This is a genomic window from Phyllobacterium sp. OV277, from assembly GCF_900104355.1.
Taxonomy (GTDB): Bacteria; Pseudomonadota; Alphaproteobacteria; order Rhizobiales; family Rhizobiaceae; genus Phyllobacterium.
In genome coordinates, this window is record NZ_FNIY01000001.1 from 671,708 (window position 1) to 693,710 (window position 22,003).

The following is a 22,003-nucleotide window of genomic DNA, read 5'->3' on the forward strand; positions in this document are numbered from 1 at the left end:
TCCTAAATATTGACCTGCGTTCCGATTTCGACAACGCGGCCGGTCGGGATTTGGAAATACTCGGTGGCGTCGCTGGCGGTGCGCGCCAGCGCAATGAACAGCCGATCCTGCCAATGCGGCATTTCCGAGCGCGCCGATGCCTTGAGCGAGCGGCGTGACAGGAAGAACGACGTTGTCATGATATCGAACTTCCAGCCCTGCTTGCGGCAGATCGCCAGTGTACGAGGGATATTCGGGCGCTCCATGTAGCCGAAGGTCAGCGTGACGCGCATGAAAAGATCGTTGATGGGTTCGATCTTGACCCGCTCGCTCTTTTTGACGAGCGGCGATGGCGCGGTGATGACGGTCAGGATCACATTGTTCTGGTGCAGCACCTTATAGTGTTTCAGGCTGTGCATCAGGGCAGTCGGCGTGCTCTTCGGATCGCCGGTCAGGAAAACAGCGGTTCCCGGCACCAGCGGCGGCGGGTTTTGCGCCATTTTCTTCGAGATGAGATCAAGCGGCACTTCGCCCTTGCGTGTTTTCTCAAACAGCTGACGGCTGCCGCGCACCCAGGTGAACATCACCAGAATGATCAGGAATGCCACGACGAGAGATGCCCAGCCGCCATCGACAACCTTGATCAGGTTGGCGCTGACAAAGGTCAGATCAATAATCATGAAGCAGACAGTCAGGCTGACCGCCACCCAAAGGCGCCACTTCCAGATGCGCGTCATGACGATGAAAAGCAGGATGGTGGTGACCAGCATATTGCCTGTCACAGCAATGCCGTATGCGGAAGCAAGATTGGTTGAACGCTCAAAGCCGAGAACAAGCAGGATAACCACAAGGCCAAGCAGCATGTTGACGCGTGGCAGATAGACCTGACCCGATTGCTTCTCCGACGTGTGCTCAATGTTCAGACGTGGCAGAAGATTAAGCTGCACGGCCTGACGCGACAGGGAATAAGCGCCCGAGATAACCGCCTGACTGGCAATAACGGTCGCCGCGGTGGCCAGAAGCACCATTGGCAGCAGCGCCCAGTGCGGGAACATTTCGAAGAACGGGTTCTTGGCAGAATCAGCATGAGCCAGAATGAAGGCGCCCTGCCCGAAATAGTTCAGGAGAAGACAGGGAAACACGATCCAAACCCATGCGGTCGCGATTGGCTTGCGGCCAAAATGGCCGAGATCCGCGTAGAGTGCTTCTGCACCCGTCACCGCCAAAAACACTGTACCGATAGTCGGAAATGCTGTTCCCGGATTATCGATAATATACTCGACCGCATAATAGGGATTTACAGCAGCAAATACGCTCAGATCATCGGTCAGATGCCAGAGGCCAAAAAAACCGATGGCAAGGAACCAAAGAAGGGTGATCGGCCCGAAGATGGTGGCAACGCGCGCAGTGCCGAATCGCTGGACGGAAAACAGCGTGAGCAGAATCACAATGGTAATCGGGACGATGAACGGCGTCAGCGCCGGCGTAACAATCTCGAGACCTTCAACCGCCGAGAGCACCGAAATGGCCGGCGTAATCACGGCGTCACCGTAAAACAGCGACGCACCGACGATACCTAGACCCAGAATAAGCTGTGGCCGGGATTTGAAACTGGACCGCGCCAGCGCCATCAAAGAAAGAATACCGCCCTCGCCGTCATTGTCGGCGCGTAGCACGAAAAAAACATATTTGATGGTGACGATCAGGGTAAGCGCCCAGAAGATCATGGAGACAACACCGAGAATATCGGTCCTGCTCAGAAATCCATCCATTGACGCTGCGTGCAAAGCTTCGCGAAAGGCATAGATCGGGCTCGTCCCGATGTCGCCATAGACAACGCCGAGGGCACCAAGCACAAGAACCGGAAATGCTTCTTTGTGATGCGGTTCCGGTTCATAGGCGACGGTGCCGTTCGAATCGTTCTCGTCGCCAATTTGCTGGTCACTCATACAGGTTTTCCCTCGCTCTGACAGCGTGGGCGGACGAGTTAGTCGTGTTGCACCGCAATATCAATCGCCATTTTAACATAGCTGTCATCCCACGTTATGCAAAAACGCATGGCAACGCAAATCTCGCACGCGAATCAAGGCTCTACGCCTGAAGCGCATTCATGAATCTTTCCACGGCACGCGACATGCCGTGCGTCAAAGCCTCGGCTGTCAGGCCATGACCGATCGAAACTTCCACCAGATTCGGCACTTTTTTAACAAGCGCAGGCAAATTGGCGACCGTCAGATCATGCCCGGCATTAACAGCAATGCCCACCTTGCCAGCCGCTTCTGCAACTCTTGCAAGCCTGTCCAGTTCCAATGCTTCGCGGCGTGGATCGTCATGCGCACCGCCATAGGGGCCCGTATAGAGTTCAACACGGTCCGCACCGAGAGCCTTGGCCAGCGCTGGCGCTTCCACATCAGGATCAATGAACAGCGATACGCGGCTCGACTGGTGCTTTAGTTTCTGAATGATGGGGCGCAGGAAGTCGCCGTGTTTCTTCAGGTCCCAGCCATGATCAGAGGTCGACTGATCAGGATCATCAGGAACCAGCGTGACCTGTTCAGGCTCGTTCCTGGCAATGAGATCAAGGAATTCCGCCGTCGGATAGCCCTCGATGTTGAATTCGGCTTGCGGGAACTCGTCATCGATAAGCGCCCGAATCTCCGGCAGGTCAGAGAAGCGGATATGCCGTTCATCCGGACGCGGATGCACGGTCAGCCCGCCCGCTCCACCCGCCAGCGCCACACGTCCAAGCCCGATAACACTGGGCCAAGGCAGGTCGCGCCGATTGCGCAACATGGCAATTGCATTGAGGTTCACGGAAAGGGAAGCTGTCATGCCGGATTCCATTGCAGAAGGTGTTGCCTTGATCTTTAGCGCAGAAAGAGAACATAAAACATTGGAATCTGAACCATAGCCCAAGATGGTCGTCACCCCGCAATTTCTTGCCCGTAAAGAGTATCAGTTTTATGAGCCCATCTGACTTTTCTTCGCCGATTTTTGCGCGGTGGCGCGAAAACGCAGCCACTGACTGGTCCACCTATGTCGACCACGCTTTCGTACGCGGTCTCGGCGATGGTTCGCTGCCTGAGCAGGCATTTCTGCATTATCTGGTTCAGGATTACATTTTCCTGTTCCACTTCTCGCGGGCTTGGGGAATGGCGGTGCTGAAGGCGGAAAGCCACGAGGAGCTGGAACTGGCATCGGCAACCGTCAATGCATTGGTCAATCATGAAATGCCTGTGCATATCGAGATATGCGCAAAGGCGGGAATTTCCCGCGCGGCCCTGCTTGAGACCGAAGAAGAGGCCGAAAATCTCTCTTATACCCGCTATGTTATCGATGCCGGGCTATCCGGTGATTTCCTTGATCTGATAGCGGCTCTCGCGCCTTGTGTGATGGGTTATGGCGAAATCGGTACACGCCTCGCCGCCACCTCAGCGAAAGGCAACCCCTACCAGCAATGGATCGATACCTATGCGGGCAAGGACTATCAGGATGTCTGCCATGCGGTCGGGCAACTGATCGAAAGCAGCGTTCGCACCCGGCTTGGCCTGTCGCCTGATAGTTCAGGGCGGTGGAAGTCACTCAATCGGCGTTTCCGCACGGCAACCCGGCTGGAAGCAGGGTTCTGGTCAATGGGAATGCGCGGGATGGCCCGAGTCTAGGGCTGGTACCGCAAGAGCGATGACGTACCCGTTGCAAAACCCATTTTTTCATAAAACGGGATAAGGCGATCCGGGCAATAAAGCTCAAAGCTTGCCATGGATTTCAGTTTTTCATGGCCTTTAATGCGGTCCATGATCGTTTGGCCCAACCCCGTCCCACGGAATTTTTCATCAACAATCACGTCGAAGATCATCGCCTTGTAAACATAATCAGTCAGAACACGGGCAAAGCCGATCAGCTTACCCTCGACACAGCAGCCAATGATGATGTCGCAATGCTCAAGCATCCGCACGACGTCATCATATTGCCGGTTCTTCGTCCACCACTCATTCTGGTAAAGGGCAAAAAGCTCCTGCCGGTGGCTGCCTTCGATCCGATCGATCCACTGCATATCCTTTTCGCCTCCGGACAAACTCTCTATCTCACTATGGTCAGCCGTTCCGCCGCGCGGGTAATAGCCGTGTAAAGCCAGCGATCACGCGTATCCCGGAAGGCAAAACTTTCGTCGAACAGAACCACGTCGTTCCATTGCGAGCCCTGCGCCTTGTGGGTCGTCAGCGCGTAGCCATAGTCGAAATCGTCATAGCGCTTCTTGGTTTGCCACGGAATTTCGCTGTCAGGGTCTTCAAACTGCGCTTTCAGCAGTTTGATCTTGGCAACGCCCCGGCCCGGCTCTTCATCCTCAGGCGCAACCAGCAGATTGATGCCGGGCTTCACCGTTTCGCGTGATGAGGTCATCACCTTCCACAATGAACCGTTGAGCAGCCCCTTGGCCGGATCATTGCGCAGGCACACCAGCTTGTCACCCGCCTGCGGGAACGATGCGGAAAAGCCTTTGAGTTCGCGCAAACGCTGATTATAGCGGCGGCGCGTGCGGTTGGTGCCAACCAGAACCTGATCGGCGCCGAGCACCAGATCCTGCGTCACATCATTCTTGGAAATGACCTTGGCCGCACCGAAATCCCCATAGCCGAATTCGCGCCCCTCGCGCACATCAAGCGCAAGGCGCAGGATCGGGTTGTCGCGCGCCTGCCGGTGAATTTCGCTGAGCAGAAAATCTGGCTCATGCTCGGTAAAGAAGCCGCCACCTGATATTGGCGGCAACTGGCCGGGATCACCCAGCACCAGAATGGGCGTACCGAAACTCATCAGGTCACGGCCAAGCTGTTCATCGACCATGGAGCATTCGTCGACAACAATAAGCTTTGCCTTCGAGACAGGACTTTGCCGGTTGAGCGAGAAGGTCGGCGCAATGCTGGTCTTACCAGTCGTCTCATCCTCGACTGCCTCTTCGCCGCGCGGGCGATAGATCAGCGAATGCAGTGTCCGGGCATTGGATGCGCCTTTCGAGCGCAGAACCTGCGCCGCCTTGCCGGTGAAGGCAGCAAACTGGACGTCGCCATCAATGTGCTCGGCGAAATAGCGGGCAAGCGTCGTCTTGCCGGTACCGGCATAGCCGAAAAGCCGGAAAATCGGGCTGCGCCCGTCTTTCAGCCATTTGGAAACAGCGCCAAGCGCCTCATCCTGTTGTGGTGATAATTGCATCGCCCTGACTGACAGGATTCGCCCTCAAAGGGCAAGGAAAATGGGACAAACGCGTCTTATACTATAGATTATCCGGGTTTCCGGGCCGGATTTTTCCCTCCCCGGAGGCTCCGGTTTTCGTGTCCCGCATACGGAACTGATCGCCCTTCACTTGCAGGTACCAGCAAACTTTCTGCTCCTCGCCTTCATAAAGCAGGCAGAGCGTGTCTTTCTCCAGCGTCCATTCACCGGCATAGGACATGCCATTGGTCAAAACCTTGTCCGGCTTACAGCATTCGATCAACTTGCCGCGCGATTTGCCATCTGGTCCCAGAAACTCGGTAAAATTGAACGGCGGCTGCGCTTTGACTTCACCAGTAATGGTTGCTCCTGTGATGACCTTGCGCAGGTCCTCTTCCGAGGCAACCGGCCAGGAAGCATCCTGCGCACGCACCGGCGCGGCATAACTGCCAACCGCAAATAGCATCAACACAATCGCTGCACGGCGAACTGTCGAAGTTCCATGCATCTCAAGACCTTTCCGGATCGTTTTCCAGCCGGATCGGCTGGCCATGCGGGGTAGCATGGGCAGCACGCTGCCATGCAGCAGCCAAATGATCAATATCAGTGGAATTTGTCACGTTTTTTGCAGCGATCAGCGATTCCAGCGCGGCAACCCAGCATTGATAATAATCACTGCCATCATCGAGAGCGCCCGGACGCTTCAATTCGGCCGATAGCGCCTGCGCCCATTCATCCCAGCCGAACAAGCCTTGTTCATGCAATGCAAGCACCATGGCAAAGGCTTCTGCCTGCCACGGTTCGGCAAAAACAGGCGCATCGATCCCGTCGCCCAACCCTTGCGAATACGCAATCAGATCACGCAAGCTCAAGATAGCTCTCCCAGGCGTCAATGCTGACAGTCAACGTCGGATCGGCACCCTCACCCCAGATCTCGTCCGCCTTGAACACGACCGTATAGACATATTGCGGGTTCTCGCCCTCGCCATGGGCATTGCTGTCAGGCAAAACAAAACCACCCCGCATTGCCTCCACAATGCCCATTTTCCCGCGGGCATAGCGCGGCAGCCGGGTATGTGTTTCTGGATTGAAATTGCGCGTCTTCACATGGTCCCCCACCTGAAAGCGTGGTGCCACCTCAACCGGTCGGTCACATGGTCCACCCTTTGCCAGAACAGACGCTACATTTTCAGCTTTCAACGTGCGCTTGGGCTCAGTACCCTTGCCGAGCGAATGCGCGTCCTTCAATTCAGCATCGGTCACAAATCCGTGGCGCTTGAGCAATATTTCCAGCGCTTTTGTCCAGATTTCATAATAGCTGGATGAGTAGTAATCAGCCGGATGCAGGCTTTCCCGCGCGTGACGGCTTTCGTCGATATTCCAATGGCCGATCGCTCCGGCGGCCAGTGTCAGACCAAGCGCCCGCTTTTCCCATGCGGCATGAAAATACGGCTCATCCTTTTCCGGATTGACCGGACCAAAGCCCATCTGCCCGCCAAGATCCTGCGGTCCGTTCATGCGACCTCCGGAACGCGCGCCAAACCGGTGCCAATCATCGAATCGCGCGTCACCAGTTCGGCCAGTTGTTCTTCGTTCCAGCCATCCGTGCCTTCGGGGCGGAGGGGTATCACCAGATAACGCAGTTCGGCAGTCGAATCCCACACCCGAATACTGGTCGCCTCTGGCAAAACCAGATCAAACTCCGCCAGCACACCGCGCGGATCGATAACCGCGCGTGACCGGTAAGGCGGCGATTTATACCAGACAGGCGGCAGGCCCAGCACCGACCACGGATAGCAGGAGCAAAGAGTACACACGACGAGGTTGTGGGTTTCGTCAGTGTTGAACACTGCCTGCATGTGCTCGCCCTGACGGCCCGAATAACTAAGCGACCCAATAGCTGCAGTTGCATCGCGCTTCAACCAGGCATTGAACTCAGGATCAACCCACGCCTTGGCCACGACACGCGCGCCGTTGCGCGGCCCGACCTTGGTCTCATAGGTCTCGACAATGGCATCGATAGCCTTGGGATCAACGAGCCCTTTTTCGGTGAGGATCGTCTCCAATGCCCGCACCCGCGCGGCCATAGGATCAAGTTCATTATCGTGGTGGTGATCATCGTGATGGTGTGGCATGAGTTAATTGTAATGCCGCCGCGCTCACTCATCAAGCAGATCGGCAGGCTTAATTTGCGCCGGTATCCGGGATAGCTTCATGAAAATACTTGTACTTGGCGGCAATGGTTTCATCGGACAGGCTGTGTGCCACAAACTGGCAATGAACGGCCATTCTGTTACCGGCATCGGGCGAAGCATCCAGGCGGCGCGCCAACGCCTGCCGGAAATCGAATGGCAATCTGTCGATATCGGAAAACTGCTGCAATCGGATGCTTGGCTTGCCCTGATCAGCGGGATGGATGTTATCGTCAATTGTGCGGGCGCCCTGCAAGACGGTGCCCGGGACGATGTGACAGCCGTCCAGCAAAGTGCCATGCTCGCGCTCTATCAGGCGGCTCAGCGGGTTTCCATCAAACTCATCGTGCAGATTTCCGCAGAAACCGAAAAAAGTGGCGCAGACCTGCCATTCATTGCCACCAAGCGTTTTGCCGACATCGCTCTCAAACAATCAACTCTGCCATATGTGATCTTGCGGCCTGCTCTCGTCATTGGCCGTAATGCAAATGGCGGTTCGGCCCTTATCCGGGCTTTGGCATCGTTTCCCTTCCTCACACCACTGATATTTCATAACCACCCGGTGGAATTTGTTGCTTTGGATGATGTAACCGAAACCGTCCTCACCTGTATCGAAGGAAAGATCACGCCGGGTTCAGATTTCGCACTCGTTGCTCCCAGGACCCATACCTTGGCTGAGGTGGTGGCCGCACATCGGGCATGGCTGGGGCTCAAACCCGCTTCTGTTCTGCGCCTGCCAGAAATAGCGGCAAATCTGATGGCTCGTGCCGCTGACCTCACTGGCCACCTCGGCTGGCGCTCTCCCCTGCGCTCGACTGTTATGGCGATCATGATGGATGGCATTGTCTCGGGCGACATCGAAAAAGCTGGCGCTTCGGCTACACGACCAGAACTCCTCACATTGACGGAAACATTGTCCAGACATACCGCCGGTGTGCAGGATCTCTGGTTTGCGCGGCTATACCTGCTGAAACCATTGATGATCCTCACCCTCTCCCTCTTCTGGATAGCGTCAGGGGCACTGAGCTTATTGAGTTTTGATATGGCGGCTGGCAATCTTGTACCCGGTTTCGGTCCTTTGGGTGCCGAATTGCTCACGGCAATCACCAGTCTTGCCGACATCCTTCTCGGCTTATTCGTCCTGCTCAGGCGGCACGCTATCAAGGCCATGCTTGGAATGTTGCTTCTCAGTGCTGCCTATCTTCTTGCAGGAACACTTCTCGCCCCTATTCTCTGGCTTGATCCTCTCGGACCTTATGTAAAAGTGATCCCTTCAATGGTTCTCACTCTGGCCTGCCTTGCCATATTCAACGAGCGCTAGAAAATGCTGTATCAGGATATTCTCCGCCTCATCCATGTCATCGGCGCAACCGTTCTATTCGGCACCGGCTCAGGCATCGCATTCTTCATGGTCATGGCGCACAGGACGCGCAATCCGGCAATTATCAGCCATGTTGCGGGCATAGTCGTTCTTGCCGATACGGTTTTCACGGCCTCGGCAGTCATTCTGCAACCGATCAGCGGTTATCTCCTGGCAAAATCCATCGGATGGACGTTGGACACACCGTGGATTGCCCTGTCACTGGGCCTCTATGTCCTTATCGGTCTTTTCTGGCTGCCGGTCGTCTGGATACAGATTCAGTTGCGCAACATCGCCACACAAGCAGCGGCAAGCGGGGCTGAACTACCCGCCCACTACTTCAGGCTTTATAACATCTGGTTTATTTGCGGGTTTCCCGCATTTGCCGCAGTCATTGCCATTTTCTGGCTGATGCTCACCAAACCCGATCTCAGCTGGTAAAACGCTATTTCAGCATCGGCCAGAGACTGGCAACCAGCAAGGCGGCCATTGAAATATTGAACCATTTCAGTCGCGCGGGATCGGACAACCAGCCGCGCATGAACTGGCCAAATATGGCCCAGCTTGATACCGACGGGATATTCACCACCGCAAAGGCGATGCCGACGATCAGAACCGTGAGGTAATAGGATTGTGGCGCGGTATAGGTGGCCATGGCAGTCACCGCCATCACCCACGCCTTGGGATTGATCCACTGGAACGCCGCTGCCTCCATAAATGTCATGGGCCGCGTATTGCCATCCACAGCGCCCAGCGAGCGTGATGTGGCGATCTTGTAAGCAAGATAGACGAGATAAGCGCCACCGGCGAATTTCAGGATCGTGTAGACAAGCGGAATAGTCTGGATCAGCGCGCCAAGGCCAAGCCCGACGCCGATCAGCAGCGTGAAAAAGCCGCTGCCAATGCCAAACATGTGCGGAATGGTGCGCTTGAAGCCGAAATTCACACCGGAGGCCAGCAACATCAGATTGTTCGGCCCGGGTGTGATCGACGTAACAAAGGCAAAGACCAGCAATGTGAAAAAGATTTCGAGCGACATGACAAACCAGACCTGATGCGTTGGGGAGATGTAAGCGTCAGGCAGGTATGGCTCAATCGCAATCTTGTCAGGGATACAATTACGTATCCCTGAGTTTGATCGTTGAAGCTTACATGCCCTGCGGGCCGCGGTTCATGGCGGCGACACCTGTCCGGCAAATCTCCACGAGGCCAAGCGGCTTCATGATGGCGATGAACTGGTCGAGCTTTGAACCCTTGCCGGTTATTTCGAAGATGAAATGTTCCGTGGTGGCATCGGCCACCTTGGCATGGAATGCATCGGCAAGGCGCAGTGCCTCGTTGCGGTTTTCACCAAGACCGGCCACCTTGACCAGCGCCAGCTCGCGCTGGATCGGCTTGTCATTGCCAAGCTCATCCGCACGCACGGAAAGATCAACCACCCGGTGCACCGGAACAATGCGCTCCAGCTGGTGGCGGATCTGGTCGAGCACATGCGGCGTGCCCCGTGTCACGATGGTGATGCGGGACAGATGCTGCTCATGCTCGGTTTCAGAGACGGTGAGGCTTTCAATGTTGTAGCCACGCCCGGAGAACAGGCCGATGACACGGGCAAGGACGCCGGGTTCATTGTCAACGAGAACCGATAGCACTGTGGTGATCGGTAGTTCTGTCTCCTTGGCAATGAAATATGCCGAGCCGGAGGCTAGATTTTGAGCGTTCATTTGGTTCTTCTCTCCGGTTTCTTAAACGAGCTGCCGACCTTTGGCATCGATAGCGTTGGCAACGGCTTCATCGGTGGCTTCGTCGGGCAATAGCATCTCATTATGCGCCTTGCCGGATGGAATCATCGGGAAACAGTTTGCCAGATTGGCCACGCGGCAATCGAACAGAACAGGCTTTTTGACATCAATCATTTCCTGAATGGCATCATCCAGCTGATCGGGTTTTTCGCAGCGAATGCCATGGCCGCCATAGGCTTCCGCCAGCTTGACGAAATCCGGCAGGGCTTCCGTATAGGAATGCGACAGGCGGTTGCCATGCAGCAACTGCTGCCACTGGCGGACCATGCCCATATACTGGTTGTTCAGGATGAAAATCTTGATTGGCGCTTCATACTGCACCGCCGCGCTCATCTCCTGCATGGTCATCTGCACCGAAGCATCGCCGGCAATATCGATAACCAGCGAATTCGGATGGGCAATCTGCACACCCAATGCTGCTGGCAAGCCATAACCCATGGTGCCGAGACCACCCGACGTCATCCAGCGGTTCGGCTTTTCAAAGCCATAGAACTGCGCCGCCCACATCTGGTGCTGGCCAACTTCCGTGGTGATGAAGGTGTCGCGATCCTTGGTCAGTTCATAGAGCCGCTCCAATGCATATTGTGGCATGATCACGTCTTTGTTGCGGGTATAGGACAGTGATTTGCGCCCGCGCCATTTATCGATCTGCGACCACCATTCACCCATCGCCTTCTTGTCAGGACGCTCGGATGTGGCGCGCCACAGGCGGATCATATCTTCCAGAACCCGGCCAACATCGCCGATCACAGGGATATCAACGCGAACCGCCTTGTTGATCGAGGACGGATCGATATCGATGTGAATTTTCTTGGAATTGGGCGAGAACGCATTGAGACGACCGGTGATGCGGTCATCAAAACGCGCGCCGATGCAGACCATGACATCACAATCATGCATTGTCATATTGGCTTCGTAAGTGCCGTGCATGCCGAGCATTCCCAGCCAGTTCTTGCCGGATGCAGGATAGGCACCGAGGCCCATCAGGGTCGAAGTGATCGGGAAATTGGTCAGTTCAACCAGTTCGCGCAGCAACTGGCTGGCCTGCGGGCCGGAATTGATAACGCCGCCGCCGGAATAGATGACCGGGCGCTTGGCAGTTGCCATCAATGCAACAGCCTGCTTGATTGCCTCGATATCGCCCTCGACTTTTGGACGATAGCTGGTGCGCGGCGATGTTTCCGGCGGTGTATAGAAGCCGGTGGCAAACTGAACGTCCTTCGGAACATCAACGAGAACCGGACCGGGACGGCCGGTGCGGGCAACGTGGAAGGCTTCGTGCAGAACACGCGCCAGATCATTGACGTCCTTCACCAGCCAGTTGTGCTTGGTGCAGGGACGCGTGATGCCGATTGTATCACACTCCTGAAACGCATCCGAACCGATGAGCGTTGTCGGAACCTGACCACTGATGCAAACCAGCGGGATCGAGTCCATCAGCGCATCCTGCAATGGCGTCACCGCATTGGTGGCACCGGGACCTGAAGTCACCAGCATAACGCCAACCTTGCCGGTCGAACGGGCATAGCCTTCAGCCGCATGCCCCGCGCCCTGCTCGTGGCGAACCAGAACGTGGTTGATTTTGTCCTGCTGATGCAGCTCATCATAAATGGGAAGGACCGCACCACCCGGATAACCGAAAATATCCGTCACGCCCTGATCGATGAGTGCCTGGATGACCATTTCGGCCCCGGTCATCTCCCGTCGTTGCGATGCGTGGTTGTCACTATCCTGCTTGTCTGCGGTCATCGGTCTCTTCCCGTATACTCTGCGGCTTAAAGCCTTCCAGAAGGTGTTTTCGTTTGCGTAATGTTTGGAAATAAAAAAAGCCCCCGAAGGAGCCTGTGTTTCGCGCATGGGAGCTTCCGCCGGGTGCTTACAACACCCTGCCCATGCGCGGTCCCACGACGATAAGAACTGTTTTCATGGTCGCGGACGATAATTAAGCAAATTCTATCCGTCAACGGCAAAATTGAGGAATTTGAAATGTTTGCAAACAAAGGGCTGCTTTGGCGCAACATCCTTCAAATGCGAAATTCATCGCTAAGATATTCTCAATGCCTTACGACTAAAGTTTAATCTCGCTGCCAAGTTCCGGGATTGATCACCACCAATGAGCGCCGAAGCCCTGCCCTCCGCACAGGAAAGACCAATGGTTCGCAACCGGACCGATGGTCATGTCATCGAGTGCAATGGCGATAAGGCCACCATCCACGCGATGACCGGACCATCAATCACTGCATCGGAGGATTACTGGTCCGTCGGCCAGCTTATTTCCATTCAGGTTGCGGGCAGCCGCGTGGTCGGTCTTGTTTACAAGGTTGATCTGCCCAATGCCGAATGGCAACAGGATGTCGATCAGAGCATCCATATCCATGTGGAGCTTGTCGGTCAGGTCGATACGCATGAGGACGGCAAGCTGCGCTTTTCCAGCGGCATCAGAACCTATCCGCATATGGGTGCCATCGCCCACCGCATCCGCGCGGCTGATCTCGCCACGATCTACACGACATCCCTGAAAAATACCGTATCCATCGGCCATCTGTCGCAAAATGCCGACATCCCCGCGCTGATCTCAATCGACAGCTTGATCTCGCGCCATTTCGCCGTGCTTGGCAGTACCGGCGTCGGCAAATCCAGCGCCGTGACGCTGCTCCTGCGGAAAATCATCTCACAGCGCCCGGATTTGCGCGTGCTTATTCTTGATCCCCACAATGAATTTGCCAGCGCTTTTCCTGATCTTGCCATTTCCATTGATTACAGCACCTTTGACCTGCCCTACTGGATGTTCCGGCTTGAAGAATTCGGTGAAGCGGTTTTTCGCGGACGCCCGTCGATCACGGCTGAAATCGACATTCTGCGCGACCTGATACCGCTTGCCAAAGAGCGCTTTGCCAATACGGAATCCACCCCGGCGTCTTCCCTGTTGAAGAGGGAGCGCGATTCCGCCTCAATGACTGCCGACACGCCTGTGCCCTACCGCATGGCCGATCTGATGAAGCTGCTGGATGAGCGTATTGGCCAGCTGGATGGCAAGACTGATCGCCCGACCCTGAAAGCGCTGCGTTATCGGTTGCAGGCATTGATCGCCGATCCACGCTATCGTTTCATGTTTTCAGCGCCCACCACGCTTGATACGATGCGCCAGACACTCGGCCATATTTTTCGCGTACCCAAGAATGACCGGCCAATCTGTGTTTTCCAGCTGGCGGGATTGCCGGCGGAAGTGGTGAATTCCGTCGCTTCGGTTCTTTGCCGCATGGCGTTTGACCTTGCCGTCTCCAGCGATGGCAATGTGCAAACACTCGTGGTCTGCGAGGAAGCACACCGCTATATCCCCGCCGATACCTCCGCCGGTTTCTGGCCGACACGCCAAGCCATCGCCCGCATCGCCAAGGAAGGCCGCAAATACGGCGTTTACCTCGCTGTTATCACCCAGCGTCCCGGCGAGCTTGACTCGACAATCCTTTCCCAGTGCAGCACTGTTTTCGCCATGCGGCTCGGCAATGAGCGCGATCAGGAAATCATTCGCGGCGCGATCAGCGGCGCATCGCAGAGCACCGTGGGTTTCCTGTCATCCATCGCCAATCGCGAGGCAATTGCCTTCGGTGAAGCCGTGCCAACGCCGATGCGCATGATGTTTGAAACCATTGCACCTGAACATCTGCCAGCCGCCCATATGACACAGCAGCAAGAGGCCGTACGCTCCGGTGACAGCCACGTCTCGCTGGATATGATCCTCAATCGCATGCGCCAGTTGAACGCAGCCGACAGCGCCACTGGTGATGACACATCAGGCAATTTTAGCGCCTTCGAAAAACCTGTCATGGTGCAGCGGCCCGCAGCGCCGATTCAGCGCGAACCGATCAGAACCCAATGGCGGGCAGCCGAGGCCGTGAGCGTTCCGATTATCGAGGAACCACGGAAGCCAGCGCGATCAGAGACGGAGGGTTTGCGCGCCAGCGACCTCATCCGCAGTTTCCGCAGCGATAAAACTTAAGTCTGGGGATAGGCGATCCGCTCCCAGTCATCGCCCAACTGATTGCGGAACCATGTCATTTGCCGTTTCGCATATTGCCGCGTCGCAATGGTCGACAATTCGGCGGCGCGCGCGGGGCTGATGGCACCATCCAGCATTTGCGCAATCTCACTCACCCCGATGGCACGCATGGCGGGAAGATCAGTTGAAAGACCAAGCGCCAGCAAGGCTTTAACCTCTTCAACCGCACCCTTTTCTATCATCGCCTGAAAGCGCATCGCGATCCGTTCGCCAAGCCACGGACGATCCGGTTCAATCACGATCTTGCGGGCAGAAACAGTATCGATCAAAGGCGTGCCGGTTTCCTTTTGCCAATCGACAATCGAACGCCCTGACGCATCAATCACCTCCAATGCCCGCACAATGCGCTGACTGTCGGTCGGGCGCAAAATCGCCGCCGCCTGCGGGTCTTTCTCTTTTAGAACAGCATGAAGCTGTGCTGCCCCTGCTTTCGCGTCCTGTTCACGCCAGTAAGCCCTGACAGCATCCGGAATATCCGGCATGGCCGACAGCCCCCCGAGCAATGCCCGGAAATAAAGCCCCGTACCGCCGACAAAGATCAGCGGACGATCACCGGCGGCCTCGGTTTTCAAAAAATGTTCCACATCGGCAAACCAGCGCCCGGTGGAATAAGCAGTCGACGGCGCAACGTGGCCATAGAGAAAATGCGGTGCTTCACGCAGATCATCAGGACCCGGCCGCGCCGTCAGCACATCAAGCACATCATAGACTTGCATGGAATCGGCGTTGACGATCCAGCCATCAACCTCTTTGGCCAAGCGCAGCGCCAATGCCGACTTGCCGCTTGCCGTTGGTCCGGCTATCAGGATTGTCTGTCTTCTTGTCACACCAATCGTCCAATCAGGAAATGCTCATGCCCTTGATGGCCACGCTTATCGCCAATCCGGCTTCACCCAGTCTCAGCCCATCGCTGGGGATTAAAGCCTCAGCGGCAGTCAATGCAACAGGACTTTATTGGCTGGCCGACGGAATTGCCTGCGATCTCGCTTTGCGGACAGGGTCTGACCCGGTGGAAAGCCATGCGGAACTGGCGCGGATCGTTGATGGCGAGCCCATCGATATCGTGGTGCAGGAGCAGGATATCCGGCGCAAGAAGGTCCTGATTGCCGACATGGATTCCACCATGATCCAGCAGGAATGCATTGACGAACTGGCCGAAGAGGCTGGCCTGCGTGACAAGGTAGCCGCCATTACCGCCCGCGCGATGAATGGCGAAATCGAATTCGAACCCGCCTTGCGTGAACGCGTCGCCCTGCTCAAGGGCCTGCCCTATACGGTGATCGACAAGGTCATTGCCAGCCGTATCACGCTCATGCCCGGCGGGCCGGAACTGGTCCGCACAATGAAAAAACACGGTGCCTATACGGCGCTCGTCTCCGGTGGCTTCACCGTGTTCACCCAGCGCATCGCCGCCATGATCGGTTTTCACGAGAACAGCGCCAATACTTTGCTCGACAATGGCGTAACGCTGACAGGCGAAGTCAGCGAACCCATTCTTGGCCGTGAGGCCAAGGTCGCAGCGCTCAACGCCATCTGCGAGCGGTTCAATCTTTCCCCGGAGGAAGCCCTTGCTGTGGGTGATGGCGCCAATGATCTCGGTATGTTGCAGCTCGCGGGCACCGGTGTCGCCCTGCATGCCAAGCCGTCAGTTGCCGCGCAGGCAAAAGTGCGTGTCGATCATGGTGATCTCACCGCACTGCTTTATATCCAAGGCTATCGCAAGACTGATTTCGTTATCTGATGGTGCACATGAAAAAGGCGGCCACTGGCCGCCTTTTTGTTGATCTCGATAGTATCAATTCATCTGCAGGGTCACGAAGCGCAACTCGCCGGTCTTTGATGCGAGCATCAACAGGGCGTTCTTGCGGCCTTCGTCGCGTAGCTTTTCAATCCGCTTGGCTACTTCTTCAGGTGTCTTGACGGTTTCCTGCGCGATATCGACGATGACATCGCCAGCCTCGATCCGCTTGTTCGCAGCGACCGATTCAGCCTGTACTTCGATAATCAGAACGCCTTCGACCTCTTTGGCAATGCCAAATGTCTTTCTGGTTGCCTCATCGAGAACACCGAGCGACATCCCCAGAACATCCACGTCCTGCGAAGAGTCTTCGTCCTGATCGGTCTGCGACTTGGGCTTGTCCTTACCTTTGCCCTTGTCGTCAGTGTCTTCAAGGCGGCCAAGCGTGACCTTGACCGTCTGTTCCTTGCCCTTGCGGACAATGACCACATCGACTTCCTTACCGACAGGGCTTTCCGCAACGGCGCGCGGCAAATCTTTCACATTATTGATAGACTTTCCGTCGAATTTTGTAATGACGTCACCAACAAGCAGCGAACCATTGGCAACGGGTCCGCCATCAATAACACCGGCAACCAGTGCGCCCTTGCCCGATGTCATTCCCAGACTTTCAGCGATATCATCCGTAACCGGCTGAAAGCGAATACCCAGCCAGCCGCGCTGCACTTCACCATGGTCGCGTAGCTGTTGAATAACGCCGGATGCAAGTTCGGCCGGAATGGCGAAACCAATGCCGATCGATCCGCCCGTTGGCGAAATGATTGCCGTGTTGATGCCAATCACCTGACCATACATGTCGAACAGTGGTCCACCGGAATTGCCCCGGTTGATTGCCGCGTCGGTCTGGATGAAATTGTCATAAGGGCCGGAATTGATATCGCGGTTACGCGCCGAAACGATACCGACAGTGACGGTACCGCCGAGGCCGAACGGATTGCCAATGGCCATGACCCAATCGCCAATACGGGCTTTCGAGGAATCGCCAAACTTGACCGCGACAAGCTTGTGCTTCTTTGGATCAACCTTGAGAACCGCAAGATCTGTCTTGGTATCCTTGCCGACCAGCTCCGCCTTCAGCTTGGAACCGTCGGTAAAATTGACTTCGATATCGTCGGCATCGGCAATAACGTGATTGTTGGTCACGACAATGCCCTGCTCCGCATCAATGACAAATCCGGAGCCAAGCGACTGAACCTTGCGGGATGGATTGCTTTCGCCTGGCTTCTGCTTGCCAAAATATTCGTCGAAAAACTCCTGAAATGGCGATCCTTCCGGGACCTTTGGCATCGGAACCGGTCCGGAATCAGAATCGCCGTCCTGCCCCTTCACGGTCTGTGATGTCGAAATATTCACCACCGCATCCAGCAGGCCCTCGGCAAGATCGGCAACCGATGCCGGGCCTTGCGCTCTTGGCTGCGCTGACTGTGCTGCGGCGACAGTCACAAAGGCTGGTGCCACGCTGGTGGCGGACAGCGCAACCAGCGCTATTATCGCGGTGGCAGAACGGAAAAACGGGCGACCAGGAGTGAAAACCATGCGTTCGGGCCTTTGTCTGTATGGACAGATTAAAAAATAAATGGCGACGGATTACAACAGAGCCGCGAGAGTAGACGAAAATATGGCCATGGTCGCAAGCTTGATCAAGTTTGGTAATGGCGGGACCGCCATTACCCCCGTGCAAGCCAGACGATTCCCACGCCAAGGGCGATGGACGCGACACCGGCAATACGCAAAAAACCATCGGGCTGGGCACTAACATCCCGGGCGACGCGTTTTGCGATGAGTGGGAAACAGCCGTAGAGCAGCCCCTCAAAGACGAGGAACAGCCCTACGGCATCCAGAAAATCAATCATCTTCACCTGCCCCGATTATGGGGCAGGTTTTGGAAGAGCAGGCGGTGCCGGTGGTAGAGTGCCATTGGCATCCTGGAAATAACGGAAGAACTCGGAATTGGGCGAAAGCACCATCGTTGTTCCCGTATTATCCAGCGCCGCACCATAAGCCGCCATCGAACGATAGAAGGCGAAGAAGCTCGGGTCCTTGGAGAAGGCATCAGCGAAGATACGGCTGCGCTCGCCTTCACCTTCACCTCGGGCGATTTCCGATTCCTTGCGGGCTTCCGCAACGATCTCGACCACCTGACGATCGGCAATCGCCTTGATGCGCTGTGCAGCTTCACGGCCACGGGCGCGCAGGAACTCGGCCTGTGCGAGACGTTCAGCTTTCATGCGCTCATAGGTCTGCTGCGAGACTTCCTGTGTCAGATCAGTCCGGCGAACACGCACATCGGCAATCTCAAGACCAAGCGATTCCGCATCGGGACGCAGTTGCTCGCGCACTTCACGCATCATGCCCGCACGTTCATCAGAAAGCGCAGCTTCAAATCCACGCAGACCATAAACGCTACGCAAGGACGCATCGAGACGTGTCTTCAAGCGAGCCTGCGCAAAATCCACGTCACCCGACACCGTCTGGCGGAACTTGCGTGGATCGGTAATGCGATAGACGAGGAAAGCATCGACTTCATAGAACTTGCCGCCCGAAACCTGAACACGGATATTGTCGAGTTCAAAGCTCAGGAGACGATCTTCGACCATCTGGACATTGTCGGCTTCCAAAAAGCCGAATGGCAGTTTGAAATAGATGCCCGGTTGCGTTTTCACATCAACGATCTGACCAAAGCGCAGGACAATGGCCTGCTGACGTTCATTGACGACAAAAACCGACGAATAAACCAGCAGGGCGACGAATGCGATCAGACCCGCAATAAGAGGTAAACGGTTCTGGTTCATTACTTTGTCCCCTCGGTCTGGCGCTGCTGCTTGGTGATCTCTGACAAGGGCAGATAGGGCACAATTCCCTGACCATCTTTCTGGTCGACAATCACCTTGTTCGAGTCCTTCAGCACACGCTCCATGGTTTCGAGGTAAAGACGCTTGCGGGTCACTTCCGGCGCCTTGACGTACTGGTCGTAAACAGAGGTAAAGCGCTGCGCCTCACCCTGTGCTTCCTGCACGATCCGGTTCTTGTAAGCGGCAGCATCTTCGCGGATCTGCGCGCCTTCACCGCGAGCCTGACCCAGCTTCTGGTTGGAATACTGGTTCGACTCTTCAACGAAACGGTCTTCATCCTGCTCGGCACGCTGCACTTCATCGAAGGCATCGGCAACTTCACGCGGTGGCGAAGCATCTTCGATCGAGACAGCGTTGACAGCTATTCCGGAACCGTAATCATCCAGTGTCTTCTGGATGATGCCGCGCACGTCATTGGCTATGCCAGCACGATTATCGCGGAAAATGTCCTGTGCCGGGCTGCGGCCAACGATTTCGCGCATCGCGCTTTCGGAGACCTGCTGCACCATATTCTCAGGATTTTGCACATGGAACAGGTAAGCAACCGGGTCGGAAACGCGGTAAAGAATGGAGAACTGAACATTCACGATGTTCTGGTCACCCGTCAGCATCAGACCTTCTCTGGCGCCGGATACACCCTGTCCGCCAATGTTCTTCTGCTTCTCGACGATCTGCACCTTTTCATAGGATTCGATTGGCCACAGATGGAAATGCAGACCGGGCTCGGCAATATCTGCCTTCGGCTTGCCGAAACGCAGCTCTACAGCGCGTTCATCCGGCTGGACCGTATAGATCGACTGAAAAAGCCAAAAAGCAACGAGCGCAAGCGCAACAAGTCCGAAAATCGTCGAGCTGCTGCCAGTACCACCGGGAAGTGCCTGGCGCAGACGATCCTGACCACGGCGGATAATATCTTCAAGGTCGGGTGGATTGCCACCGGGGCCTCCACCCTGTGGTTTTTGGCCCCATGGACCTCCGCCACCACCGTTATTGTTACCGCCGCCACCCCAAGGGCCGCCGCCACCATTCTGATTACTCCAGGGCATTCCTACCTCATATTTTGGACGAGATTCGCCACCCCATGGCAACGTCCCTCTAACCCGACTTCCCGTTTATAGGGATCGCGAGGCCCGCTTTCAACGCGCGGCGCGGTTTTTCATGCTTATTTGGTAAAAAGATGAATGATTATGACCCCTTATCACGACATTTTCATATCAAGACCTATACGGAGTGCCATTTTCAGCGCCGTTCGTAAATTGCGTAGCGTGTTGGATAATTGTCTTTTTCGCCTGCGGGAAATTCTTCCTGAGAAACTTCGTTCCAGATCTTGGGATCAATCGGGGGGAAGAAAGCATCGCCTTCAATATTCGCCAGAACCCATGTGATGTGAAGCCGGTCTGCCCGGTCAAGCAGCTGGCGATAAATCTCACCGCCGCCGATCACACAGATTTCGTCAACCTTGTCAGCCGCCGCATGGCTTCCGGCAATCATCAGCGCCTCGTCAACCGAACGGACCGCGATAACGCCCTCCACGGCAAAGGCCGGATCGCGGGTAATGACGATATTGGTGCGTCCCGGCAATGGCTTGCCAAGAGTGTCCCATGTCTTGCGACCCATTACGATGGGTTTGCCCATCGTAACAGCCTTGAAACGCTTCAGGTCAGAGGACAAGCGCCAGGGCAGACCATTGTCACGGCCAATAACACCGTTCTGTGCGACGGCCACGACAAAACTGATCATGGGACCTTGTTCCTTTCGAGAACCAGAATGTTGAGATCTTCTTCGGGTAAAAAGTCCTTGGCGGTCATTTCGAAGGTGGTTGGTCCCGTCTTTTTGATCCCGGTGCCACAGAAACTGATCAAATTATCAGGATCACCCTTATCAACTGTCAGTTTGAAATTCTGAATGGGCCCCGCCCAATTGGCACCTGTGGTCAAGACGTAGGAAATCCAGCTTTCACGAAAGGGATAGCTGTTCACCGCATATTTCTGCAAGACTTTGGCAACAGTCTGATCAAAATCCTTGTCGCGGCAATATTTTCGCGCATGCGCCGCATCTTCCGCTGACGGGGTTTTGGCCAGAGGATCAAACCGGATGGCAACAAAACCGCCGACGCTCGGCGTATAGCGATGCGAGACCCGTATCTCCTTGCCAGCCGGAAACTTCATCGACCACCAGAAGGTCGCCTTCAATATCCATGCCGGGGCATAGCTCAACTTGCCGTCGACAAGTTCGCCACTGTCGACAAGCAGCCCCCGGCTCATCCAGTCATTCTTCGTGTTGTCATCAAGGGCGTTGATCGCCGCTATCACTTTGCTGTCAAAGGGCGATACGGCTATCCCCTTCCCGGTCAAAATATCCGTAACGTCGAGACCACCGGCAACCGCCCTTTGCTGCAATTGCGGCTTGATGGGTTGTCCGTCTGCTGTGACACTAAAATCAAAGAAATTATCGGACGCCGGGTCCGGTATTGATACCATGGATTGGGTGTCAAGCCGCATGTCAGGCATTGGAAATGCCACCACGCTTTCGACATCTTCCTTGGCGCTGTTGCTGAAGACGTAATCGACCCGGACCTGTTTTTGGGAGATAAACAGGTCTTCCTGTCTCATCCAAATGTCCTGATTGCGCAAAAAGACCAGACCGCCGGTTGCCAGCGAGGCGGTTGAGTCATTTGCCCATGACATGGAAGGGTAAGTAAGCGAAGCAAGCAGAGCGGTTAAACACAAGCGTTTCAGCACGATGTCCTCCAGAC

General features: G+C 55.6%; 23 protein-coding genes. 5 read left to right on the forward strand and 18 right to left on the reverse strand.

Annotated features, from left to right (window positions below):
• Positions 1 to 2 precede the first annotated feature (2 nt).
• The gene (locus tag BLU05_RS03355) at positions 3 to 1,913 is read right to left on the reverse strand and encodes a potassium transporter Kup (RefSeq protein WP_348271753.1); all 1,911 of its coding nucleotides are present in this window, start codon (positions 1,911 to 1,913) and stop codon (positions 3 to 5) included.
• Between the two features lie 157 nt (positions 1,914 to 2,070).
• Entirely contained in the window at positions 2,071 to 2,811 is a 741-nt protein-coding gene (locus BLU05_RS03360) for a pyridoxine 5'-phosphate synthase (protein ID WP_091878472.1), read from the reverse strand.
• Between the two features lie 131 nt (positions 2,812 to 2,942).
• Here BLU05_RS03360 and BLU05_RS03365 point away from each other — a divergent pair, with 131 nt between their 5' ends.
• On the forward strand, positions 2,943 to 3,641 hold the full coding sequence (locus BLU05_RS03365) for a TenA family protein (protein WP_091877782.1): 699 nt from the start codon (positions 2,943 to 2,945) through the stop codon (positions 3,639 to 3,641).
• On the opposite strand, the gene BLU05_RS03370 is transcribed toward BLU05_RS03365, so the two are convergent.
• The 6 genes from BLU05_RS03370 to nthA all read right to left on the reverse strand — a co-directional run bounded on the left by BLU05_RS03370 (position 3,638) and on the right by nthA (position 7,322).
• Positions 3,638 to 4,033: a GNAT family N-acetyltransferase gene (locus BLU05_RS03370; protein ID WP_091878474.1), complete on the reverse strand. Its 396-nt coding sequence runs from the start codon at positions 4,031 to 4,033 to the stop codon at positions 3,638 to 3,640. The two genes, BLU05_RS03365 and BLU05_RS03370, sit on opposite strands and share 4 nt — an antisense overlap.
• 26 nt (positions 4,034 to 4,059) lie before the next feature.
• A complete protein-coding gene (locus BLU05_RS03375) occupies positions 4,060 to 5,187 on the reverse strand; it encodes an ATP-dependent DNA helicase (protein WP_091877783.1) in 1,128 nt (375 codons plus the stop codon).
• Between the two features lie 61 nt (positions 5,188 to 5,248).
• Positions 5,249 to 5,695, reverse strand: coding sequence for a hypothetical protein (locus BLU05_RS03380; RefSeq protein WP_091877784.1), 447 nt, complete (start codon positions 5,693 to 5,695; stop codon positions 5,249 to 5,251).
• 1 nt (position 5,696) lies between these two features.
• Positions 5,697 to 6,059: a nitrile hydratase accessory protein gene (locus BLU05_RS03385; RefSeq protein ID WP_280139025.1), complete on the reverse strand. Its 363-nt coding sequence runs from the start codon at positions 6,057 to 6,059 to the stop codon at positions 5,697 to 5,699.
• The gene (gene nthB / locus BLU05_RS03390; RefSeq protein ID WP_091877785.1) at positions 6,046 to 6,705 is read right to left on the reverse strand and encodes a nitrile hydratase subunit beta; all 660 of its coding nucleotides are present in this window, start codon (positions 6,703 to 6,705) and stop codon (positions 6,046 to 6,048) included. The genes BLU05_RS03385 and nthB overlap by 14 nt, the downstream gene beginning before the upstream one ends.
• The gene (nthA, locus tag BLU05_RS03395; RefSeq protein ID WP_091877786.1) at positions 6,702 to 7,322 is read right to left on the reverse strand and encodes a nitrile hydratase subunit alpha; all 621 of its coding nucleotides are present in this window, start codon (positions 7,320 to 7,322) and stop codon (positions 6,702 to 6,704) included. The genes nthB and nthA overlap by 4 nt, the downstream gene beginning before the upstream one ends.
• A 79-nt stretch (positions 7,323 to 7,401) precedes the next feature.
• Here nthA and BLU05_RS03400 point away from each other — a divergent pair, with 79 nt between their 5' ends.
• Both BLU05_RS03400 and BLU05_RS03405 read left to right on the forward strand, forming a co-directional pair.
• The gene (locus tag BLU05_RS03400) at positions 7,402 to 8,700 is read left to right on the forward strand and encodes an SDR family oxidoreductase (protein WP_091877787.1); all 1,299 of its coding nucleotides are present in this window, start codon (positions 7,402 to 7,404) and stop codon (positions 8,698 to 8,700) included.
• 3 nt (positions 8,701 to 8,703) lie between these two features.
• Entirely contained in the window at positions 8,704 to 9,180 is a 477-nt protein-coding gene (locus tag BLU05_RS03405; protein ID WP_091877788.1) for a DUF2269 family protein, read from the forward strand.
• A gap of 4 nt (positions 9,181 to 9,184) precedes the next feature.
• Here the strand turns inward: BLU05_RS03405 and BLU05_RS03410 are convergent, their stop codons facing one another.
• The 3 genes from BLU05_RS03410 to BLU05_RS03420 form a co-directional block, all read right to left on the reverse strand.
• Complete coding sequence (locus tag BLU05_RS03410) at positions 9,185 to 9,778, reverse strand: LysE family translocator (RefSeq protein WP_091877789.1); 594 nt, start codon at positions 9,776 to 9,778, stop codon at positions 9,185 to 9,187.
• Between the two features lie 109 nt (positions 9,779 to 9,887).
• Positions 9,888 to 10,460, reverse strand: coding sequence for an acetolactate synthase small subunit (gene ilvN / locus BLU05_RS03415; RefSeq protein WP_091877790.1), 573 nt, complete (start codon positions 10,458 to 10,460; stop codon positions 9,888 to 9,890).
• A 21-nt stretch (positions 10,461 to 10,481) separates the two neighbouring features.
• Positions 10,482 to 12,287 (reverse strand): acetolactate synthase 3 large subunit, encoded by a 1,806-nt coding sequence (locus BLU05_RS03420; RefSeq protein WP_091877791.1) that lies wholly within the window; start codon positions 12,285 to 12,287, stop codon positions 10,482 to 10,484.
• Between the two features lie 403 nt (positions 12,288 to 12,690).
• Here BLU05_RS03420 and BLU05_RS03425 point away from each other — a divergent pair, with 403 nt between their 5' ends.
• Positions 12,691 to 14,538 (forward strand): ATP-binding protein, encoded by a 1,848-nt coding sequence (locus BLU05_RS03425; protein WP_244518135.1) that lies wholly within the window; start codon positions 12,691 to 12,693, stop codon positions 14,536 to 14,538.
• On the opposite strand, the gene miaA is transcribed toward BLU05_RS03425, so the two are convergent.
• Positions 14,535 to 15,425 carry a tRNA (adenosine(37)-N6)-dimethylallyltransferase MiaA gene (gene miaA / locus BLU05_RS03430; RefSeq protein ID WP_244518136.1) on the reverse strand — a complete coding sequence of 297 codons (891 nt, stop codon included), beginning with the start codon at positions 15,423 to 15,425 and terminating at the stop codon, positions 14,535 to 14,537. The two genes, BLU05_RS03425 and miaA, sit on opposite strands and share 4 nt — an antisense overlap.
• 26 nt (positions 15,426 to 15,451) lie before the next feature.
• On the opposite strand from miaA, the gene serB reads away from it, so the two are divergent.
• A complete protein-coding gene (serB, locus tag BLU05_RS03435; protein WP_091877794.1) occupies positions 15,452 to 16,339 on the forward strand; it encodes a phosphoserine phosphatase SerB in 888 nt (295 codons plus the stop codon).
• Between the two features lie 54 nt (positions 16,340 to 16,393).
• Here serB and BLU05_RS03440 read toward each other — a convergent pair whose 3' ends face one another.
• From BLU05_RS03440 to BLU05_RS03465, 6 genes are all read right to left on the reverse strand, one after another.
• Positions 16,394 to 17,932 carry a DegQ family serine endoprotease gene (locus BLU05_RS03440; protein ID WP_091877795.1) on the reverse strand — a complete coding sequence of 513 codons (1,539 nt, stop codon included), beginning with the start codon at positions 17,930 to 17,932 and terminating at the stop codon, positions 16,394 to 16,396.
• Between the two features lie 131 nt (positions 17,933 to 18,063).
• The gene (locus BLU05_RS03445) at positions 18,064 to 18,249 is read right to left on the reverse strand and encodes a DUF2065 domain-containing protein (RefSeq protein ID WP_091877796.1); all 186 of its coding nucleotides are present in this window, start codon (positions 18,247 to 18,249) and stop codon (positions 18,064 to 18,066) included.
• A gap of 15 nt (positions 18,250 to 18,264) precedes the next feature.
• On the reverse strand, positions 18,265 to 19,188 hold the full coding sequence (locus tag BLU05_RS03450; protein ID WP_091877797.1) for a protease modulator HflC: 924 nt from the start codon (positions 19,186 to 19,188) through the stop codon (positions 18,265 to 18,267).
• A complete protein-coding gene (hflK, locus tag BLU05_RS03455; protein ID WP_091877798.1) occupies positions 19,188 to 20,294 on the reverse strand; it encodes an FtsH protease activity modulator HflK in 1,107 nt (368 codons plus the stop codon). The genes BLU05_RS03450 and hflK overlap by 1 nt, the downstream gene beginning before the upstream one ends.
• A gap of 193 nt (positions 20,295 to 20,487) precedes the next feature.
• Positions 20,488 to 20,988: a dihydrofolate reductase gene (locus tag BLU05_RS03460; protein WP_091877799.1), complete on the reverse strand. Its 501-nt coding sequence runs from the start codon at positions 20,986 to 20,988 to the stop codon at positions 20,488 to 20,490.
• The gene (locus BLU05_RS03465; protein ID WP_244518138.1) at positions 20,985 to 21,989 is read right to left on the reverse strand and encodes a DUF4424 domain-containing protein; all 1,005 of its coding nucleotides are present in this window, start codon (positions 21,987 to 21,989) and stop codon (positions 20,985 to 20,987) included. The genes BLU05_RS03460 and BLU05_RS03465 overlap by 4 nt, the downstream gene beginning before the upstream one ends.
• Between the last annotated feature and the right edge of the window lie 14 nt (positions 21,990 to 22,003).